This window comes from Rothia sp. HMSC066G02, assembly GCF_001813145.1.
Taxonomy (GTDB): Bacteria; Actinomycetota; Actinomycetes; order Actinomycetales; family Micrococcaceae; genus Rothia.
In genome coordinates this window covers 59,887-76,797 of record NZ_KV811572.1, presented here as the reverse complement: position 1 = coordinate 76,797, position 16,911 = coordinate 59,887, and the positions used below count along the sequence as shown (strand labels likewise).

General features: G+C 59.8%; 15 protein-coding genes and 1 tRNA gene. 4 read left to right on the top strand and 12 right to left on the bottom strand.

What is annotated here, in order from left to right; translation table 11 throughout:
• Positions 1 to 79 precede the first annotated feature (79 nt).
• A complete protein-coding gene (locus HMPREF2894_RS00295; RefSeq protein WP_049358465.1) occupies positions 80 to 1,237 on the top strand; it encodes an SGNH/GDSL hydrolase family protein in 1,158 nt (385 codons plus the stop codon).
• Positions 1,238 to 1,380: 143 nt separating this feature from the next.
• On the opposite strand, the gene HMPREF2894_RS00290 is transcribed toward HMPREF2894_RS00295, so the two are convergent.
• Together HMPREF2894_RS00290 and HMPREF2894_RS00285 are read right to left on the bottom strand one after the other, a co-directional pair.
• Complete coding sequence (locus HMPREF2894_RS00290; RefSeq protein WP_005508133.1) at positions 1,381 to 1,986, bottom strand: phosphatase domain-containing protein; 606 nt, start codon at positions 1,984 to 1,986, stop codon at positions 1,381 to 1,383.
• A gap of 276 nt (positions 1,987 to 2,262) precedes the next feature.
• A complete protein-coding gene (locus tag HMPREF2894_RS00285; RefSeq protein ID WP_070677292.1) occupies positions 2,263 to 3,120 on the bottom strand; it encodes a DUF8185 domain-containing protein in 858 nt (285 codons plus the stop codon).
• 219 nt (positions 3,121 to 3,339) lie between these two features.
• On the opposite strand from HMPREF2894_RS00285, the gene HMPREF2894_RS00280 reads away from it, so the two are divergent.
• Complete coding sequence (locus HMPREF2894_RS00280; RefSeq protein ID WP_049352423.1) at positions 3,340 to 4,248, top strand: acyl-CoA thioesterase; 909 nt, start codon at positions 3,340 to 3,342, stop codon at positions 4,246 to 4,248.
• 134 nt (positions 4,249 to 4,382) lie between these two features.
• On the opposite strand, the gene HMPREF2894_RS00275 is transcribed toward HMPREF2894_RS00280, so the two are convergent.
• Both HMPREF2894_RS00275 and ettA read right to left on the bottom strand, forming a co-directional pair.
• A complete protein-coding gene (locus HMPREF2894_RS00275) occupies positions 4,383 to 4,958 on the bottom strand; it encodes an HdeD family acid-resistance protein (protein ID WP_135007788.1) in 576 nt (191 codons plus the stop codon).
• A 247-nt stretch (positions 4,959 to 5,205) separates the two neighbouring features.
• Positions 5,206 to 6,885, bottom strand: a complete 1,680-nt coding sequence (gene ettA / locus HMPREF2894_RS00270; RefSeq protein ID WP_005505699.1) for an energy-dependent translational throttle protein EttA — start codon at positions 6,883 to 6,885, stop codon at positions 5,206 to 5,208.
• A gap of 93 nt (positions 6,886 to 6,978) precedes the next feature.
• Here ettA and HMPREF2894_RS00265 point away from each other — a divergent pair, with 93 nt between their 5' ends.
• Positions 6,979 to 7,395, top strand: coding sequence for an MmcQ/YjbR family DNA-binding protein (locus HMPREF2894_RS00265; RefSeq protein WP_070677289.1), 417 nt, complete (start codon positions 6,979 to 6,981; stop codon positions 7,393 to 7,395).
• Between the two features lie 698 nt (positions 7,396 to 8,093).
• On the opposite strand, the gene HMPREF2894_RS00260 is transcribed toward HMPREF2894_RS00265, so the two are convergent.
• The 8 genes from HMPREF2894_RS00260 to ffh all read right to left on the bottom strand — a co-directional run bounded on the left by HMPREF2894_RS00260 (position 8,094) and on the right by ffh (position 16,417).
• Positions 8,094 to 8,381, bottom strand: coding sequence for an antibiotic biosynthesis monooxygenase family protein (locus tag HMPREF2894_RS00260; RefSeq protein ID WP_012903365.1), 288 nt, complete (start codon positions 8,379 to 8,381; stop codon positions 8,094 to 8,096).
• 209 nt (positions 8,382 to 8,590) lie between these two features.
• Positions 8,591 to 9,559: a tRNA (guanosine(37)-N1)-methyltransferase TrmD gene (gene trmD / locus HMPREF2894_RS00255; protein WP_005505694.1), complete on the bottom strand. Its 969-nt coding sequence runs from the start codon at positions 9,557 to 9,559 to the stop codon at positions 8,591 to 8,593.
• Positions 9,560 to 9,562: 3 nt separating this feature from the next.
• A complete protein-coding gene (gene rimM / locus HMPREF2894_RS00250) occupies positions 9,563 to 10,225 on the bottom strand; it encodes a ribosome maturation factor RimM (RefSeq protein WP_005505693.1) in 663 nt (220 codons plus the stop codon).
• A gap of 274 nt (positions 10,226 to 10,499) precedes the next feature.
• On the bottom strand, positions 10,500 to 10,745 hold the full coding sequence (locus tag HMPREF2894_RS00245; protein ID WP_005505691.1) for an RNA-binding protein: 246 nt from the start codon (positions 10,743 to 10,745) through the stop codon (positions 10,500 to 10,502).
• A gap of 2 nt (positions 10,746 to 10,747) precedes the next feature.
• Positions 10,748 to 11,170, bottom strand: a complete 423-nt coding sequence (rpsP, locus tag HMPREF2894_RS00240; protein WP_049342092.1) for a 30S ribosomal protein S16 — start codon at positions 11,168 to 11,170, stop codon at positions 10,748 to 10,750.
• 259 nt (positions 11,171 to 11,429) lie between these two features.
• Complete coding sequence (locus HMPREF2894_RS00235) at positions 11,430 to 11,915, bottom strand: NUDIX domain-containing protein (RefSeq protein ID WP_012903358.1); 486 nt, start codon at positions 11,913 to 11,915, stop codon at positions 11,430 to 11,432.
• Between the two features lie 12 nt (positions 11,916 to 11,927).
• Positions 11,928 to 14,723 carry a hypothetical protein gene (locus HMPREF2894_RS00230; RefSeq protein ID WP_070677286.1) on the bottom strand — a complete coding sequence of 932 codons (2,796 nt, stop codon included), beginning with the start codon at positions 14,721 to 14,723 and terminating at the stop codon, positions 11,928 to 11,930.
• Between the two features lie 116 nt (positions 14,724 to 14,839).
• Entirely contained in the window at positions 14,840 to 16,417 is a 1,578-nt protein-coding gene (gene ffh / locus HMPREF2894_RS00225) for a signal recognition particle protein (protein ID WP_070634727.1), read from the bottom strand.
• Positions 16,418 to 16,777: 360 nt separating this feature from the next.
• On the opposite strand from ffh, the gene HMPREF2894_RS00220 reads away from it, so the two are divergent.
• Positions 16,778 to 16,860: transfer RNA gene (locus HMPREF2894_RS00220), tRNA-Leu, on the top strand.
• Positions 16,861 to 16,911: the final 51 nt, after the last annotated feature.

The following is a 16,911-nucleotide window of genomic DNA, read 5'->3' as shown; positions in this document are numbered from 1 at the left end:
GCATATTTTTTGTTATTTTCATTTGAATATCCCTCAAAAGCTCTCTACTTGGGGTTGCGCCTATCGTATACTGTTGTGCATGCCTTCTATCAAGTCTCCTATCGCGAAAGTTTCTCTGACCGGCACAATCCTTGCTGTGGTTGCCGCCGGTTCCTTTGGCATGTACTCCGCAGGAGGCTTCACCGCACCCGGTAGCACCGCCGCTACCGCTGCTACGGGCGCCGAGCCTACCCAGTCGGCCCAGGAAAGCCCCAGCGAGTCCCCCTCCCCCGAGCCGACTCCGGAACCGACCACCCCGGCTCAGAAGATGGAACGCACCGCGCAGAACGCCTTCGGCAAGGAGGGCGCACAGGCAACCGGTGAGATTCAGGCGCCGTTCTCCACCTCCGCTGATGCCGCCGACATGCTGGTTCAGCAGTTCAAGGGTGGCGTGGTCATGTACACCCCCAAGTACGGTCCGGTTGCGGTGGAATCCGGCGTCTACGAGCACTGGTGGAAGCAGCGCGGGTACAGCGACTTTGCCGGTTGGGAGGGTCTGCCGGTGAGCTGGCGATCCAAGAAGGGCGTTCTGTACACCAAGTTTGAGAAGGCTGAACTCTACTGGGATAAGGCGAACGGTCTGCCGCGTAACACCAATGTTCTTGGCCCTAAGGACGCCCTAGTGATTGGTGACTCGCAGGTGACCGCAACCTCCTGGGTTGGTTTGGGTCTGAAGCAGGCAGGTTTCGTCCCGTACCTGTTCCGTTGCGGCGGCATCGGTTTTGTGACCGCCCGCGAGGGTGTGTGCCCCTCCTACTATCAGGGTGTGATGGGTGGCCGTTGGGCTCTGCCGAGCGGTAACCCCGGCGTGATTTACCTGGACGCCTCCGGCAATGACATTTACATTCACGAGGATGAGACGAAGGCGCGCGAGCACGTGAACGCTCACCAGACTCAGGTCATTGAGCAGCTGCGACGTATGTACCCGTCGTCGAAGATTGTGTTCGGTGGTGTGGTGTCTATGGATGAGGCGTCTGCACCGGATAAGCAGGTGGCGCATAAGCGTCACGTGGCAAACGAGGTGGCAAGGCAGGGTGCCCGCGAGACCGGCGTGCTGTTCATGGACACCTCGGGCTGGCAGAGCCTCTACCTGGCTGAGGGTGACATGGCTGATGGCGTGCATCTGAAGGAGAAGGCGCACCATAAGCTGGCGGGCCCCTTTGCGACTCGTCTGCGTGAACTGCTCGGCACCGCGTAAACTAACTGTGTAATCAGCCGAGTACATCAGCTTCGATCAACGCATATAGCATTAGAATGAGGCGCCGGGAGGATTGAATCCTTCCGGCGCCTCATTCGTTTGAGTGGGTTACCCACCGCAGCTCTCAAGTTGGTGTGCGGGTTTTATGCCGCGACGTTTGCCTGGCGTTCCTTCGCCTCGGCCTTCTGGTGTGCGAGCACGCCCTCCGCAAGGCGACGCTTCTGACGCTCACGAGCGGCTTCCTTCTCACGCTGCTCGGCAGCCCAGGCGACCGGGTCAATGTCGATCGACTCGTAGTGCCATTCGCCAATGTAGTCGCGAATCGGGGCGACCCAGGTGACGGGAATGCCGCGGCGCAGGTACACCTCGTGGTCGGTGTCTTCAAAAGCGTGGATAATGCGGTTGCCGTCAGCAATCAGGGACTCAATGACGGAGTCCTTCCATGCGGGGCTGTTGGAGCCGTCGTTGCCGGGCTTAGCGAACACGTGCTTGGGTTCCAGACCTGCGCGGGCGATGAACTGGTTCAATTCCTTCATGTAGGTGCCATCGCGGCCGGTAATTACTACGACCTCTGCGCCGGTGTCTGCCGCGATTTCGCGAACACGGTCGGCAATTTCAACATTGACCGTGGCGTTGCGGATGGCCTTGAAGAATCGGCGGTTGCTTGCGAAGAAACCGGTCAGGTACTTGTCCATCTGATCTCGGTTGCTGGCAAGGGTACCGTCAATGTCGACTGCAATCAGATCCATATAGGTCTCACTTTCGATCCGTACGGGAAGAATGCGCCTGGTGAGGGCGCGGCGGAAGAGTTCCCGTGCGGTGTGGCTGGTAATCGGTGTGTCAAAGACGCCCCGGTGAAAGGGCGTAGTCTCTCTAGAATACCCTATTTTCGTAAAGTAATGCCCTATCGAATGTCATTATTACAACTACCCCGTTGATGTCATACGGCATAGAAAAACCGCTGGTGGCGCAGGCAAAGAGCCCACACCACCAACGTAAAAAGTCTAGAAATGTCTCGAGGAAAGTTAGAGTAGCGAACCGGAACCGCGGCGCACCAGCACCATACCGGCGGGCGCCACAATGCGCAGCCACTCCTCCGAACCTACATGCGCAGCGAAGAGCGGCAGATCGCCCGTGAAGCCTTCCGGGATGAAACCGAACACGCGCAGGGCGAATGCCGCGCCGGTCGGTACAAGCACGGTATCGAACTCAGGTAGGTATTCCAGCACCATATCGGAGGACCAAATACGCGAGCGCACCGTGGAAAGCACAGCAGCGCCGGGGTTCTCGGACAAGGCGCGTTCTACCGCCTCCAGGCCTTCTGCGGTGGCGCGGTGGAACTCTTCAACCGGGACGGTACCAACCTCGTACCAGCCGCTGAGCGGGGCTGACTTGCCAGCCCAGCTGGCGTTGACGGTCACCGGCGGCATGAACAGCACCAGCTGCGGGTTCTCTTCGTTGACCTGTTCTTCTGCCTGCTTCTGCAGACGCGCCAGGCGGTCCAGCAGCGCCTGCGCCTGTACGGTCATGTCCAGGGTGGAGTCAGCCAACAGGTGCAGGGCGCGCAGACCCATGATGACCGGGGTGTCTGAGGAGGCGTCCTCCGGCTCCAGGGAGCAGGCGAATACCGCCACCACGCGGCCGCGTGCTGTCAGGCGGATGGCGGCGTCCGGGTTCACCGCCAGGGCGCGAGAAATGTAGGTGGCAAGGTCCTTGACCACTGCGGCACCCTGGGCGCCGCCGGGCAGAATCAGGTAGGGCTCCTCCACACCTTCGTGGGGGTTGTACTTGAGCTCAATAGATGCAGCCGCGTTCGGTGCGCTGTTCTGGTCGGGAGCGTTGTCCTGTGCGGTGTCAGGGGTGGTGTCAGACGGCGTAGTCATTTCTGCTCCTTTTCGGCGGTAGCCTGCTCGGTGGCAAGTTGGTGGGTGATATCGTGCGATGGTGTGTTAGGGGAACGTTCCGGATTGTTCATCCAGATCGATAATCCGGGCCGTTGTTCCTAGTCAATGTTCCGAATCAACCTGTCGTGGTTGTCTCAGAGTATGCTCTCCCACTCTACGCCAGAAACCGGTTCATTGAAAACGTGCGAGAATAAAACCATGACCAAGCCCACTGTGACCCAAAACCTCATGCGGATGCTGGACCTCTCCCCCGTGGAGGCGGCGCCCGCTTCCTTCGGTAGTGATGAAGTGTCTACCGGCGTGACGCTCACCCGCGAGCAGCCGCGTACTTTCGGTGGTCAGGTTCTTGCCCAGTCGATTATTGCCGCCGACCGCACGGTGGAGGGCAAGTACATCCACTCGATTCACGCCTATTTTCTGCGTCCCGGCGATATTGAGCGTGAACTGTTCTTTGCCGCTCAGCGTCTGAATGATAGCCGTTCCTTCTCGACCCGCCGCGTGCAGGTGTTCCAGGATGAGGCGCCCATGTTCTCTGCAATTATGTCTTTCCAGGCGGATAGCCGCGGCCCGGAGCACACCGCGGTCACCATGCCGGAGGTTCCGGACCCCGAGTCCCTTCCGAAGGTCAGCGATTATCTGGGCCAGCTCCCCCACCCCATTGCACAGGCGGTAGCGTGGGAACGTCCGATTGATATGCGCCACGTGGATGCGCCCCTGTACACTCAGCCGGATGCCTCCTCGACACAGCCGCGTGCCTGCGTGTGGTTCAAGACCTTTGACCGCCTGGTGCATGCTGATGGTTCTGAGGCGTCGGAGGCGGAGCACCGCGCCGCTATCGCCTACGCTTCGGATTACCTGCCGCTGGAGCCTGCTCTGCGTCGTCACGGCAAGTTCTGGCTGGAACCGGGCCTCAAGAGCGCCTCGCTGGATCACGCGATGTGGTTCCACCGCCCGGCGCGCGCCGACGAGTGGCTGCTGTACGTGCTGGATTCCCCGAGCGCGCAGGGCGGCAGGATGCTCGCGCAGGGTTCGATTTTCAATCGTTCCGGTGAGCTGGTGGCGACCGTGGCGCAGGAAATGATGTTCCGCCTGCCGGAATATCGATAAAGCAGAGCACCGCTAGGACTACCGGAAGGCGTCAGGCGAACCTGGCAGAGCATACAGAAAGACCGTGTGAGGTGGTTGTCTCACACGGTCTTTCTTATGTTCTAGTGTACGGTCTAGAAGCCGTTTGGAAGCTCTTATTTAGCTTCGCCGTCAATCACACCGTCCGGGGAAATGTGCACGGTGCTCTTGGTGCGGCGGGAAACAAAGAAGTCACCCACGAATACCAGACCGGTCACCAGAAGACCCAGTGCTGCCATCCATACTGCCGCCACGCCGTAGATTATCGGGAACAGCACCACGAGCAAGCCCAGAATAAGGGTACCAATAGCAGAGAGCTGCAGGTGGCGTCCGGCGGCGTAGCTCAGGTATTTCACGCCCTGGGCAGTCATCAGACGAATCAGCGCCCACATAATCATCCACGTACCCACAATGGTCGGGATGAAGGTTGCCTGTGCACCCACCGAGGCAGTCAGCAGAATCAGGCCAGCCACCACGGTCAAGATGCCGTCAACCAGGTCCCAGCCGGTACGTGCCTGCTTTGGCGTGCCGAAGTAACGTACCAGTTCAAACACGCCACCAAGCCACACCGAAATGGAGAACACATAACCCAGAACTACCAGCGGAATAGCGGGATTGGCGAACATGTAGATTGCCGCTGCAATCAGCAACAGACCGGTAACCAAGGACATCCAGTTATATTTTGAAAGCATAATGCTCTTCTCTTCGTAATCACATGTGTCAGTTGCACTTACGTGCATACCCATTATAAACCGTGAATATGAAATCCGCCACGATATATCGGTCGCCACTGAGCGAACTATTTCTACCGACGAATAACCCACCACGTAGCGGAACAACACGTGAGATAGCAGGACTATACCCCTTCCCCAGCAGACACAGCGAAGCCCCGCCTCCTGCGTCATAACAGCATCAGGAGGCGGGGCTTACCACCAAACCCTATCGGGTCAGCTTGCGGTGCACCACGCGGTGCGGCTTAGCAGCCTCAGGGCCGAGGCGCTCAATCTTGTTCTTCTCGTAGGACTCGAAGTTACCCTCGAACCAGTACCACTGATCCGGGTTCTCGTCGGTGCCCTCCCACGCCAGGATATGGGTTGCCACGCGGTCCAGGAACCAACGGTCGTGAGAGACGACCACGGCGCAGCCGGGGAATTCCAGCAGCGCATTTTCCAGGGATGCGAGGGTCTCAACGTCCAGGTCGTTAGTGGGCTCATCGAGCAGCAGCAGGTTACCACCCTGCTTGAGGGTCAGCGCCAGGTTCAGGCGGTTGCGCTCACCACCGGAGAGCACACCCGCCTTCTTCTGCTGGTCCGGGCCCTTGAAGCCGAACGCGGAAACGTACGCACGCGAAGGCATTTCAACGTTGCCGACCTGGATGTAGTCCAGACCGTCAGAGACGACCTCCCAGAGGCTCTTCTCCGGGTCGATGTTCGCGCGGTTCTGGTCAACGTACGAGATCTTCACGGTCTCGCCGACCTTCAGCTCGCCGCCGTCGAGGGGCTCCAGGCCAACGATGGTCTTGAACAGGGTGGACTTACCCACACCGTTCGGACCAATCACACCCACAATGCCGTTACGGGGCAGGGAGAAGGACAGACCGTTAATCAGGGAACGGCCGTCGAAGCCCTTCTGCAGGTTCTCAGCCTCAATAACGACGTTACCCAGGCGGGGTCCCGGAGGAATCTGAATCTCTTCGAAGTCAAGCTTGCGGGTCTTCTCAGCCTCCGCAGCCATCTCCTCGTAGCGTGCCAGACGAGCCTTCGACTTAGCCTGGCGGCCCTTAGCGTTGGAGCGGACCCAGTCCAGTTCCTCGCTCAGGCGCTTAGCGAGCTTAGCGTCCTTCTTGCCCTGAACTTCGAGGCGGGCGCGCTTCTTCTCCAGGTAGGTGGAGTAGTTACCCTCGTAGGGGTACAGGTTACCGCGGTCAACCTCGGCGATCCATTCTGCCACGTGGTCGAGGAAGTAACGGTCGTGGGTAATCGCGATGACGGCACCCTCGTAGGACTGCAGGTGCTGCTCCAGCCAGAGCACGGACTCTGCGTCCAGGTGGTTGGTGGGCTCGTCGAGCAGCAGCAGGTCGGGCTTCTGCAGCAGCAGCTTGCACAGTGCCACGCGGCGGCGCTCACCACCGGAGAGGTGGGTAACGGGCATGTCAGCGGGCGGGCAGCGCAGCGCCTCCATAGCCTGCTCCAGCTGGGAGTCCAGGTCCCATGCGTTAGCGGCGTCGATAGCCTCCTGCAGCTGACCCATTTCCTCCATGAGGGCGTCGAAGTCAGCGTCAGGCTCAGCCATGAGTGCGGAGATTTCGTTGAAGCGGTCCAGCTTGGACTTGATTTCGCCCACGCCCTCTTCAACGTTGCCCAGAACGGTCTTCTCTTCATTCAGCGGCGGCTCCTGCATGAGGATGCCCACACTGTAGCCTGCGGTCAGGCGCGCCTCACCGTTGGAGGGCTGGTCGAGGCCAGCCATGATCTTCAGGATGGTCGACTTACCCGCGCCGTTCGGACCAACCATACCGATCTTGGCGCCGGGGAAGAACGACATCGTCACGTCGTTAAGGATGACCTTGTCGCCCACAGTCTTGCGGGCCTTGATCATCTGATAAATAAATTCAGCCATAGTTACCTATTTTAGCGTGGATTTGCCGGGCAGTACGAGAGTTTTAGGTTGCGTGCTAGGCGGGGTACCGTGCGGGGCACTAGACTCGAAGCTATGAGCACAAACCCCTCCCCCAAACTTCTGGCACCCGAAGACCTCGAGCATGCCGTTGACCGCCTCGCGCTCGCCATGCCTCTGGCAACCTCCGACCAGCCGTTCGGGCCCGAGCACACGGTGTACCGCATCGGCGGCAAGATGTTCGCCATGTACACGGAGGGTATCGGCTACCCCATCGTGAACCTCAAAACCGACCCGGAAGAATCCGAGGTGCTGCGGCGCATCTACCCGAGTATCATCCCGGCATGGCACATGAATAAGAGGCACTGGATTTCCGTGGGTGCCGGTGAGGGTGTCACCGAGCGGGTGCTAGAAGAGCTGGTCGAGGATGCGTACCTGCGCGTCATGTACTCGTTACCCAAGGCGAAGCGACCCATCGAGTTCCGCGAGCGCCCGGTACCCGAAAAGCACTAGGCTAAAACCACCAGGTGGGAATAATCCGCCAGAATTTTCGTCATTAAATAGCGGAGCGGGTGAGCCTCGGTCCGGACCACCGAATCGCTCACCCGCTAAGCAAAGCACTTTTCTATCCGCGACTGGGAGGGTCATCAACCACGATGAACGCTCGAACCACCAAGCTCCCATCCCATATATTGCGGGGTCCAGTACCATGCACCACTTGTGTGAATACGTGATAGTTGAGTCGGCTCCCCTGCCAGACCTTCCTATGCAGAGGAGGTACTCACACGGGTGCGCTGAATATTCCCTTGAGTGACTCGGCTGTCTCATGCGATGTAGCCGAGAGGGGATCGCTGTCCTCGCCCGAACTACCGGCACGGACGAAGTGTGCTCTCGGGAACAATAATAACCTTTTTGCATTAAAGTGTCACTTTCGGATTGAAGGATATAGAGGGCATTTATTGACCATAATTCAGGTGTTTTATAGCGCCGAACCCACATATCCAATAACCACGAAATACCTGCAGATTTTATGCCCCGAAAAATCAAGGAGGGGCCACGCTGACCCTTCCTTATACCGCCTCCACATGGGCTAATACCCACTTAAAGCAATATTCAGAAAAGTCAGTGCGACCCCTCACTATATGAGATAAATTCTTTATCTCACATGGGCTTCAGCCATAAATCCGGTCAGACGCAGACAAACACAGATGTTAGTCGTCGAACTCCACCTTCTCGAAGCTCATGGTGCCATCAGCGTGAGAGACAACAGTATTCGGGTCACGCTCACGACGAGCCGCCGCGTACGCATCGTGGCTTGCCTCATCAACCCAGCGGGTCACCACAAAGTAGTCGCCGCCCTCATCCAGGGGGCGCCACAGCTCAAAACCCTCAAAGCCGGGGAAAGAGTCAGCGATGTGGCGGGCAGCTGCGAAGCGCTTCTCCAGCTCAGCCTGGTTGTCGCCAACGACAGCAAGACGGTGAACCTTAACAACGGACATGTGTCCTCCTTCTGTTGAGTACGTGCTTTCAACGATGAAAGCGTATTACCACCTCGCATCAGCTATAGATGAGCTATGTTCTTAGCGAGGTTAACCTCAGAATAACGGTTCACGGGCACAAAAAATAGAGGTTAGCGCAAACTAACAGATATATGACGCTAACCCCCATTCAGAGAATCATGAGGCACCCACAAGCACCCGTTCGAAGCTTAGGAATCCGGCTGGGTCTGCACGGTATTAGGCTGCACGGTATTAGACTGTGCAGTATCAGACTGTGCCGCCTGAGCCGCACTATCAGCCTGCGTTGCGGGGTTCTTCTTCGCCTTCTTCTGAGCCGCCTTCGCCGGGTTCGCAAAATGCACCCCGCGCTCAGCCAAGAAACGGCGGTCCTTCTTATCCCACTGCTCCACCGGGTACGCCTCCAACAGGTCCGGGCGGCGCTCAAGGGTGCGCTCAATCTGACGGTCACGACGCCAACGCGCAATCGCACCGTGATTACCCGACAGCAGCACCTCCGGCACCTCACGCTCACGCCACACCGCGGGCTTCGTGTACACCGGATACTCCAGCAGACCGCCCGTATGCGACTCCTCCTCCAGGGAGGCGGGGTTACCCATCGCGCCCGGAATCAGGCGGGTGATAGCCTCAATCATCGCCATGACCGCAACCTCGCCACCGTAGAGCACGTAATCGCCCAGGGATACGGGCATCACGCGGAAGCTCTCCTGCGCCCAGTCCAGCACACGCTCATCAATGCCCTCGTAGCGCGCCGGAGCGAAGACAATATGCTTCTCCTCCGCCAGCTTGTACGCCATCGCCTGATCGAAAACGGCACCCGCCGGGGACGGGACAATCAGCAGCGGGCGGGTATCAGCGGCGGGTTCGGCGGGCCCAGTGCCCTCAGACTCGGCACCCTCAGACGCATCTTCGGTAGCGGCGTTTAGCGGGGAGGCGGCAAGCACCTCATCCAGCGCCAAACCCCACGGCTCCGCCTTCATCACCATGCCCGCGCCACCGCCGTACGGAGTGTCATCCACCGTGCGGTGACGGTCAAACGTGTACTCACGCAAATCATGCAGGTGCAGATCCACCAGACCCTTCTCGCGTGCCTTACCCAGCAGGGACAGCTTCAGCGGCTCCAGATACTCGGGGAAAATCGTGACCACATCGTAGCGCACGGACTACTCCCCCGCCTGCTCGGTCGCCTGCGCAGAATCCTGCTCAGCGTCCTCGACCAGGTCAATCAAACCCGCCGGAGGGGTCAGCAGCACAAAGCCGGGCTCATCCTCGGTCGAGGGAACCACCTCGGGCACAATCTCCTCAACAAAAGGAATCATGATCTCTTCACCCGCGCCGGAGGCAAGACGCGGCGAACGAGCCAGCTTAATCAGCAACAAATCCTGAACCGGCATGGTCTGCAGACCGGTCACCTTACCCAGCGGCTTACCCACAGCCGGGTTATCCACGGGGCTCTCACCCTCGGGAACGTCCGCCAGCAGGTACACGGGCAGGTTCACCAGCTCCTGCTCGTAGAAGCCCTCTTCATCGCCCTCATCCTCGGGAACCTCGTAAACCAGGCGGCTACCGCGCAGCTCCTCAGCCTGATTGCGGGTAGTCACCTCATCAAAACGGACCACCAGAATCTTCTTGTTCCAGCGGGCACCGGCAACCGTCAGCTCACCGGTAGGCGCCACCGAAGCGGCAGCAGAGCCGGGCTTAAAATTCTCGATACCGAGCACCTCGCCGCGGGCAAAACGCTCCTGCGGGGCATCAGTAAAGAGCTGAACCGTCACCTCACCACGAATACCGTGAGGCTTACCGATACGAGCCACCACAACCTGCATAATTTTCCTCCGCTGGATACAAGCTAAAAACCTACGCCGTGCACGTGCACGGCTCCCACTATTCTACCGGGCACTTAGGACGGGCGCATTCTGCCGTCTCTCTGCTGCCTCTCCCCCGCCTCCACGGCGGCCGGAGCGAGCGCTCGCACGGATAACTCATGCTGATAACTCGCACTGATAACTCACGCAGATAACTCAGACCGAGAAATCGGGTACGCGAAAGCCCCCGCCTTCCGGAAAAATTCCGGGAGCGGGGGCTTCAAGCGTTTACGAGCTAGCGTCGCTTTTTGTCGGTGTCGATAATGTCGATACGCATCGGCTCACCATCAGAAATAGCGTCCATCACCAGACGGATGCTCTTGGCGGTACGACCAGACCTGCCGATAACTCGGCCCAGGTCATCCGGATGCACGCGAACCTCAAGGGTTTCACGGTGACGCTGAGTGCGCAGGCGCACCTTCACGTCCTCCGGACGATCGACAATCCCTCGAACCAGGTGTTCGAGTGCGTCAGCCAACATAATTACTCAGCTGCTTCCTCAGCCTCAGCCTCGGGTGCTGCTTCCTCAGCAACCTCTTCAGCCTTCTCAGCCTTGGGGGTGATAGCCTCGGGCAGGATCACGGAACCCTTTTCGGGAACAACGAACTCAGCCTTAGCCTCGACGGGCAGAACCTTGGACTCTGCCTTCTCGCCCTTGAATGCAGCCCAGTCGCCCGAGAGCTTCAGCAGAGCCAGAACCTGCTCGGTCGGCTGTGCGCCGACGGAGAGCCAGTACTGAGCACGCTCAGAGTTGATCTCGATACGCGAGGGGTGCTCGGTCGGGTGGTAAATACCGATCTCTTCGATGGTCTTACCGTCGCGCTTGACGCGCGAATCAGCGATCACGACGCGGTAACGAGGATCGCGGATCTTACCCATACGCTTGAGACGAATCTTAACAGCCACTTTAGTGGTTACTCCTGTTTCATAATTTGGTGCGAGGCACACGGTTCAGCACCCGTGGGGCGGGCCATTCACGGCGCCTCTATGGACACAACGGCGCGCGAAGAGAGGGGTCGCGCGTCGCCGGGTACTCAGCTAGGGTATCAGAGCCCAAGATTTTAAGCTAGCGACACGGAAAAATAATTGCTCAAGGCACCGAACATCACTTTTAAACAGCGTTCTGTGCCCAGTAGCCCCCTGCGCAACCGCCCTGTAGCCGCCACTAATCGAGGTTGCTCATCTCCAGAGTCTCCCCCGTCTCCAGGGCGCGGTAGCACTCACGCAGACGCTCCACCATCGACGGACGCACGTAGCCCTCCAGGTTCTCCGGAGCAACCCACTCATAGGTCACCAGCTCAGCATCCTGCAGGGTAATCTTCGTATCCGCCGCAATCACGCCGCCGTCATACATGTAGTAGGTCGAATCGCCCCACACACCCAGCGACAAGCCGTGGAAAATCAGCAACACACGACCCAGCTTCACATCCAGGCCCAACTCCTCCACAATCTCACGCTCACAACCGGGCTTGGGCGCCTCGCCAGCCTCCACGGTGCCGCCGGGAAGAATCCAGCCGTCCTTATAGTTCGGCTTCACCAGCAGCATCTCGCCGCGCTCATTACGAATCAGCGCGCCCGCCGCCAAACGGCGCGTAGGCAGGGTGGCGATAAAAGCCTTCAGCTCTTCATCGCTCAGATAGGAATCCTTCATGGCTTCTTTCCTTTAGCGGTCGGTTTTCTTCGCAGCGCGCTGCCTGATGCTACGCACTATACCCAGGGCACGCTCACGCAGTCCAGAGGGTGCCTGCTCCGTGGACGGGGCGGCATCCTCCACCGTGCGGTAGTTGCCCTCACGTAGGTCATCAATGAGAGTGCGCTTGGTCGAGGGCTGCTCACCGGTGGTATCCCCCGGATGCACCAGCTCAGCATCCGCAACCGGGCGGGCATGCTTCTTCAACTGGGTCTGCTCGAAAGAACGCAGAACCGTCGGAATCAGAGCCGACTCGACCGTAGCGTTCAGCGCAAAGAGCGCGGCAGCCACCGAGAACTTACGGCTCGCCTTACCCTGCGCGCGGCGGCGGCGCGCCACATTCGCCAAGGTCAGGGCAATAGCGCTCTGAGCCGTCACATCCGCGCCCAGGACAAGACCCACGCGGCGGGTCTTCGCACGAATCTGCTCCGGGGTCAGGCGCTTGCGGCGCGAACGAGGCGCGGGACTCTGAGCGGAGGTGGTCTGCGGTGCGGGAGCCTGGGGTGCAGGACTCTGATCTGCAGAGCTTGAGGAAGCATCGAGCACGGTCTCAACGCTCGGGGCGGCTTCGTTCTGAGGTGCGAGCGCGACAGAAGGCTCGGGAGCCTGCTGGCTTACCTTTGCCTCGTGCGATGCCTGCTCCTCGGTAGGCGAAGAGTCAGCCTCGTGCAGGGCGCTGTCAAGAGACAGGTAGCCCTCTTCGGTCTCCACGAAGGAATCCGGCGCAGAGTCCTCCGGCGAACCCATGTGCGTGTACTCGTAGGGGATGTGCGCGTTGTTGAGAGCGTCCATCCACTCGGAGAGGGTCACGCGGCGGCCGGTCGCAACCAGTCGGTAGCTACGCTCCATGGGCGAGGGGAAGTTACCCGGGTAGGGCTCAATCTCCTCGTCATCTTCGAAGGAATCGTCCTCTACGGGGGTGCTCTCGGAGAAAGTAGCCTCGGCAGCGGAGTCATCCAGCGGGAAGGTAACGTCCAGAGCTTCAGAAGTCTGCGCCTCATCAGCAGCTTCAGCTGCGTCGGCAGAGTCAGTCTCAGCAGAACCGGCGGGCTGTGCGAGCTCCTCATCCTCGTTGCCAAAGACGCGAGCCGTGCTAATCGACGCCACGTCAAAACCGGTGGTCGGAACCAGCGCCAGCTCCGTGGGAACGTCCAGCAGCTGCAGCACCGACTCCAACGCCAGGGTATTGCTCGTATCGCGCAGGTACGCATTCAGGCGGCGGCCGGTAATGGAGTCAGCCTCCACACCAAACATCGCCATGACATTAGCGATGCCCTGCTCGATTTCTTCCTCATCGGAACCGAAAATCTTCGAACCCGAAAGCTCCGGGGCGCTACCGGGAAGCTCCGAGAGCAGGTCCTCCAACATGCCGCCAAAACGTGCGACTTCCTCACGGCTGAGGGCCCGGTTCAGGCGCTTAGGCACACGCTGCCAGGTGAACTCCTCCACGATGTTCTCGTAGGGTTCGCCGAACGCCTCCAGGTACCACTCCTCATCCGAGTAGGGGTCGCGGGCGGGCTCTTCATAGACCACCAGGTGCTGCTGGTTCGAGTTGCCCTCAGCAATCAGGGCGTTGCAGTTCAGCAGGCCCAGCAGCGCCATCAGATCCACCGGGTCGGCAGAAATGAGGGTCCACTCCCCCGCCGGCGCGGCAACAACCTGGCGGGTACCGGCAGGAAGGTACGCCAAAAGAAGTCCGGTAATCATGTCAATGGGCAGGTCGACGAGCATGGCGGCGTCGCCGTCCACCAGGAACTCCAGCTCACCCTGCCCACCGGGCAGCTCCTCCCACACGGTCGCCTCACCCTCAAGGGCGGCACCAGTAACCGGCAGCTGATCCACCAGCTGCGCCACGTAATCCTCAACGGGGGTACCCACGTGCAGGTGGCCGTCAGCGACCTCCAGCACGTTCATGTAGCCCTCATCATCCACGGCGCACAGCACGTAGAGCTGCACCTGATGCTCCCCCATCTCGTAGGCAATCAGCTCCGGGGAGGCGGCGGTCGCCTCAATAAGGGCGGCAATCAGCTCCTCATCGGTGGTGGAACGAGCCATGATGCGGCGGCGCTGAATCTTCTCCTCCAGCTCCATGGTCTGCTCGATGCGCTCATTGCGCTGCTTCTCGGCGGTGCGCTCCTCATCCTGGGCGCGCAGGTACTCGGGGCTATCCGATTCGCCGGTTCCGGCGGGTGCGGGGGCCTCATCCCACATGCCGGTGAGCTTATCGACGGTCCACTCTTCGCTCTCCAGGGCGGCGGCGAGGCGGTCAACCTTCGTGCGGTCGTTCCAGGCGCGCTGCGTATCGGGATCTTCCGCCTTCACCTCATCGTGCATGCTGCGGGCTTCACGAATGAGGTTCAGAATGGTTGCGGCAACGTCGTCAACGGCGGGGTCGTCGCTCTCACTGGAGTAGACGAGGTCACCCGCCAGCTCAGCGGAGTGTTCACCGTATTCGAGGGCGATGCGCGCCCAGACAGGGGTGTACCCGGGAAGGATGCTCGAATCATCGTCGAAGTCGCCCATAAGGTCGCCTGCGAAGTCATCCGAAAAGTCATCATCAAGATCCTCTGCGGAAGCTTCGGAGAAGCCCAACGAGCCCTCCTCAGCTACAGGCTCGCCTGCAGACTCCTCTACAGACTCGGCGGCAGATTCAGTAGCAGGTTCCTCTACAGAATCATCAGCGAAGGCGCGCTGAGACCACGGCGCAACCTGCTCATTCAGCTGATTATCCGCGTTCTCTCGATCCCAATTCTGCTCGTTCTGAGCCATTGATACCTTCCCTTCACACCCATTCATGCACCCAAACCGGGCACCATACCGGTACGGGTGCGCCCCGTCACCACGTGCGCACCCGTACCACCCCTTACCGGGGCTCATATTTGCTCTTACTGCAGGAACTTCTCAAAGCCCTTCGGCAGGTTCATGCTGGACAGATCCATCTCCTGGTTCTGAGCCTGCTGACCGAATGCAGCACCGGCGCGAGCCTGCTGCGCCTTAGCTGCTGCCGCCTCCTGCGCCGCACGCTTCTGCGGGTTGCCGGAGCGAGCCTTCTTCTTCTTGTTGCTCTTCGCGTTCTTACGAGCGCCACCCGCCGCAGCCGCCATACCGGGCATCTGCATACCACCGGGCATGCCGGGCATCTTGCCCGAAGCGAGCTTCTTCATCATCTTCTGAGCCTGAGCGAAACGCTCCATCAGCTGGTTCACCTCAGACACGGTCACACCCGCACCCTTAGCGATACGGGCACGGCGAGAACCATTAATGATGCGCGGAGCCACACGCTCATGCGGGGTCATGGAGCGAACAATCGCCTCCACGCGGTCAATCTCGCGCTCGTCAAAAGCCTCAAGCTGCTGACGCATCTGAGCCGCACCGGGCATCATCATGAGCAGCTTCTTCATGGAACCAAGCTTACGAATCTGCTGCATCTGAGCCAGGAAGTCCTCAAAAGTGAAGTCTTCCTGATCGATGAACTTCTTCGCCATGCGGTCGGCTTCAGCCTTATCCCACTGAGCTTCAGCCTGCTCAATCAGAGTCAGGATGTCACCCATATCCAGGATGCGGCTTGCCATACGGTCCGGGTGGAACTGCTCAAAGTCAGTGACGTTCTCACCAGTGGACGCGAACATAATCGGCTTGCCGGTCACCGAAGCCACCGACAGCGCTGCACCACCGCGGGCGTCACCATCAAGCTTAGACAGGACCACACCGGTGAAGTCCACGCCCTCGTTGAATGCGTTAGCGGTGTTCACAGCGTCCTGACCGATCATCGCATCGATAACGAACAGAACTTCGTGCGGCTCAATAGCGTCACGAATGTTACGTGCCTGCTGCATGAGCTCAGCGTCAACACCCAGACGACCCGCGGTATCGACAATCACCACGTCGTGCAGCTTAGCGCGAGCCTCAGCCACACCGTCACGTGCCACCTGCACGGGATCGCCGGTGGGTACGTCAAACTCGCTGGTCACACCGGGGTGCGGCGCGTACACGGGCACGCCCGCACGCTCACCAACAACCTTCAGCTGGGTCACCGCGTTAGGGCGCTGCAGGTCGGATGCAATCAGCATCGGGGTGTGACCTTGGCCCTTCAACCAGTGAGCCAGCTTGCCCGCCAGGGTGGTCTTACCGGCACCCTGCAGACCCGCCAGCATAATGATGGTCGGGCCGCTCTTCGCCATGTTGATGCGGCGGGTCGAACCGCCGAGGATGCTCACCAGCTCCTCGTTCACGATCTTCACGATCTGCTGGGAGGGGTTCAGCGCCTCGGAAACCTCCGCACCAAGAGCGCGTTCCTTCACGTGGGCGGTAAATTCGCGGACCACGGGGACGGCGACGTCAGCGTCGAGCAGGGCGCGGCGGATTTCGCGGACGGTTGCATCAATGTCTGCCTCGGAGAGGCGGCCCTTGCCGCGCAGGTTCTTAAAAGTTGCCGTCAAGCGGTCGGAGAGAGAATTGAACACGAGCCGTGATCACTTTCTTAACGTTGAGGTGGCCCCCAGCCGCGAAGGCGAACGGGGATGGTTAGTCAGTCTTTAAGGATACAGGATGCGCGCTTTCTCCCCCGCCTCCACCTGTGGATAAGTGGCGCCGGTTCACCCTGAGCTCAGGATTTACGCCCAGGATTTATACTCAACGTCCCCTCCCGCGCCCCTCAGCAAATGCGCGGCAGGTTCCAGACTTACCCCCTCATAGAGGCACAGCAGAAACCCTCAGTAGATGTTCCGCGCCCCGCCTCAGCCTGCTCAACACGTCAGATAGATTAGATTTTCTAGACAGCCTGGGTTAGAATTCTAAAGGTGTTACGCACGAATGCGTGATACGCCCGAGTGGCGGAATTGGCAGACGCGCCTGACTCAAAATCAGGTTCTTCGGAGTGTGGGTTCGAGTCCCACCTCGGGCACCAACGCAAAAGCGGCGGGAAAGTTTGAAGCTTTCCCGCCGCTTTTCTGTATCC

Excerpts from the sequence above, each read along its gene's own strand:
- HMPREF2894_RS00295 (WP_049358465.1), top strand. The coding sequence starts at position 80 with ATGCCTTCTATCAAGTCTCCTATCGCGAAAGTTTCTCTGACCGGCACA.
- HMPREF2894_RS00290 (WP_005508133.1), bottom strand. The coding sequence starts at position 1,986 with ATGGATCTGATTGCAGTCGACATTGACGGTACCCTTGCCAGCAACCGA.
- HMPREF2894_RS00285 (WP_070677292.1), bottom strand. The coding sequence starts at position 3,120 with ATGACTACGCCGTCTGACACCACCCCTGACACCGCACAGGACAACGCT.
- HMPREF2894_RS00280 (WP_049352423.1), top strand. The coding sequence starts at position 3,340 with ATGACCAAGCCCACTGTGACCCAAAACCTCATGCGGATGCTGGACCTC.
- HMPREF2894_RS00275 (WP_135007788.1), bottom strand. The coding sequence starts at position 4,958 with ATGCTTTCAAAATATAACTGGATGTCCTTGGTTACCGGTCTGTTGCTG.
- ettA (WP_005505699.1), bottom strand. The coding sequence starts at position 6,885 with ATGGCTGAATTTATTTATCAGATGATCAAGGCCCGCAAGACTGTGGGC.
- HMPREF2894_RS00265 (WP_070677289.1), top strand. The coding sequence starts at position 6,979 with ATGAGCACAAACCCCTCCCCCAAACTTCTGGCACCCGAAGACCTCGAG.
- HMPREF2894_RS00260 (WP_012903365.1), bottom strand. The coding sequence starts at position 8,381 with ATGTCCGTTGTTAAGGTTCACCGTCTTGCTGTCGTTGGCGACAACCAG.
- rimM (WP_005505693.1), bottom strand. The coding sequence starts at position 10,225 with ATGCAGGTTGTGGTGGCTCGTATCGGTAAGCCTCACGGTATTCGTGGT.
- HMPREF2894_RS00245 (WP_005505691.1), bottom strand. The coding sequence starts at position 10,745 with ATGTTGGCTGACGCACTCGAACACCTGGTTCGAGGGATTGTCGATCGT.
- HMPREF2894_RS00235 (WP_012903358.1), bottom strand. The coding sequence starts at position 11,915 with ATGAAGGATTCCTATCTGAGCGATGAAGAGCTGAAGGCTTTTATCGCC.
- HMPREF2894_RS00230 (WP_070677286.1), bottom strand. The coding sequence starts at position 14,723 with ATGGCTCAGAACGAGCAGAATTGGGATCGAGAGAACGCGGATAATCAG.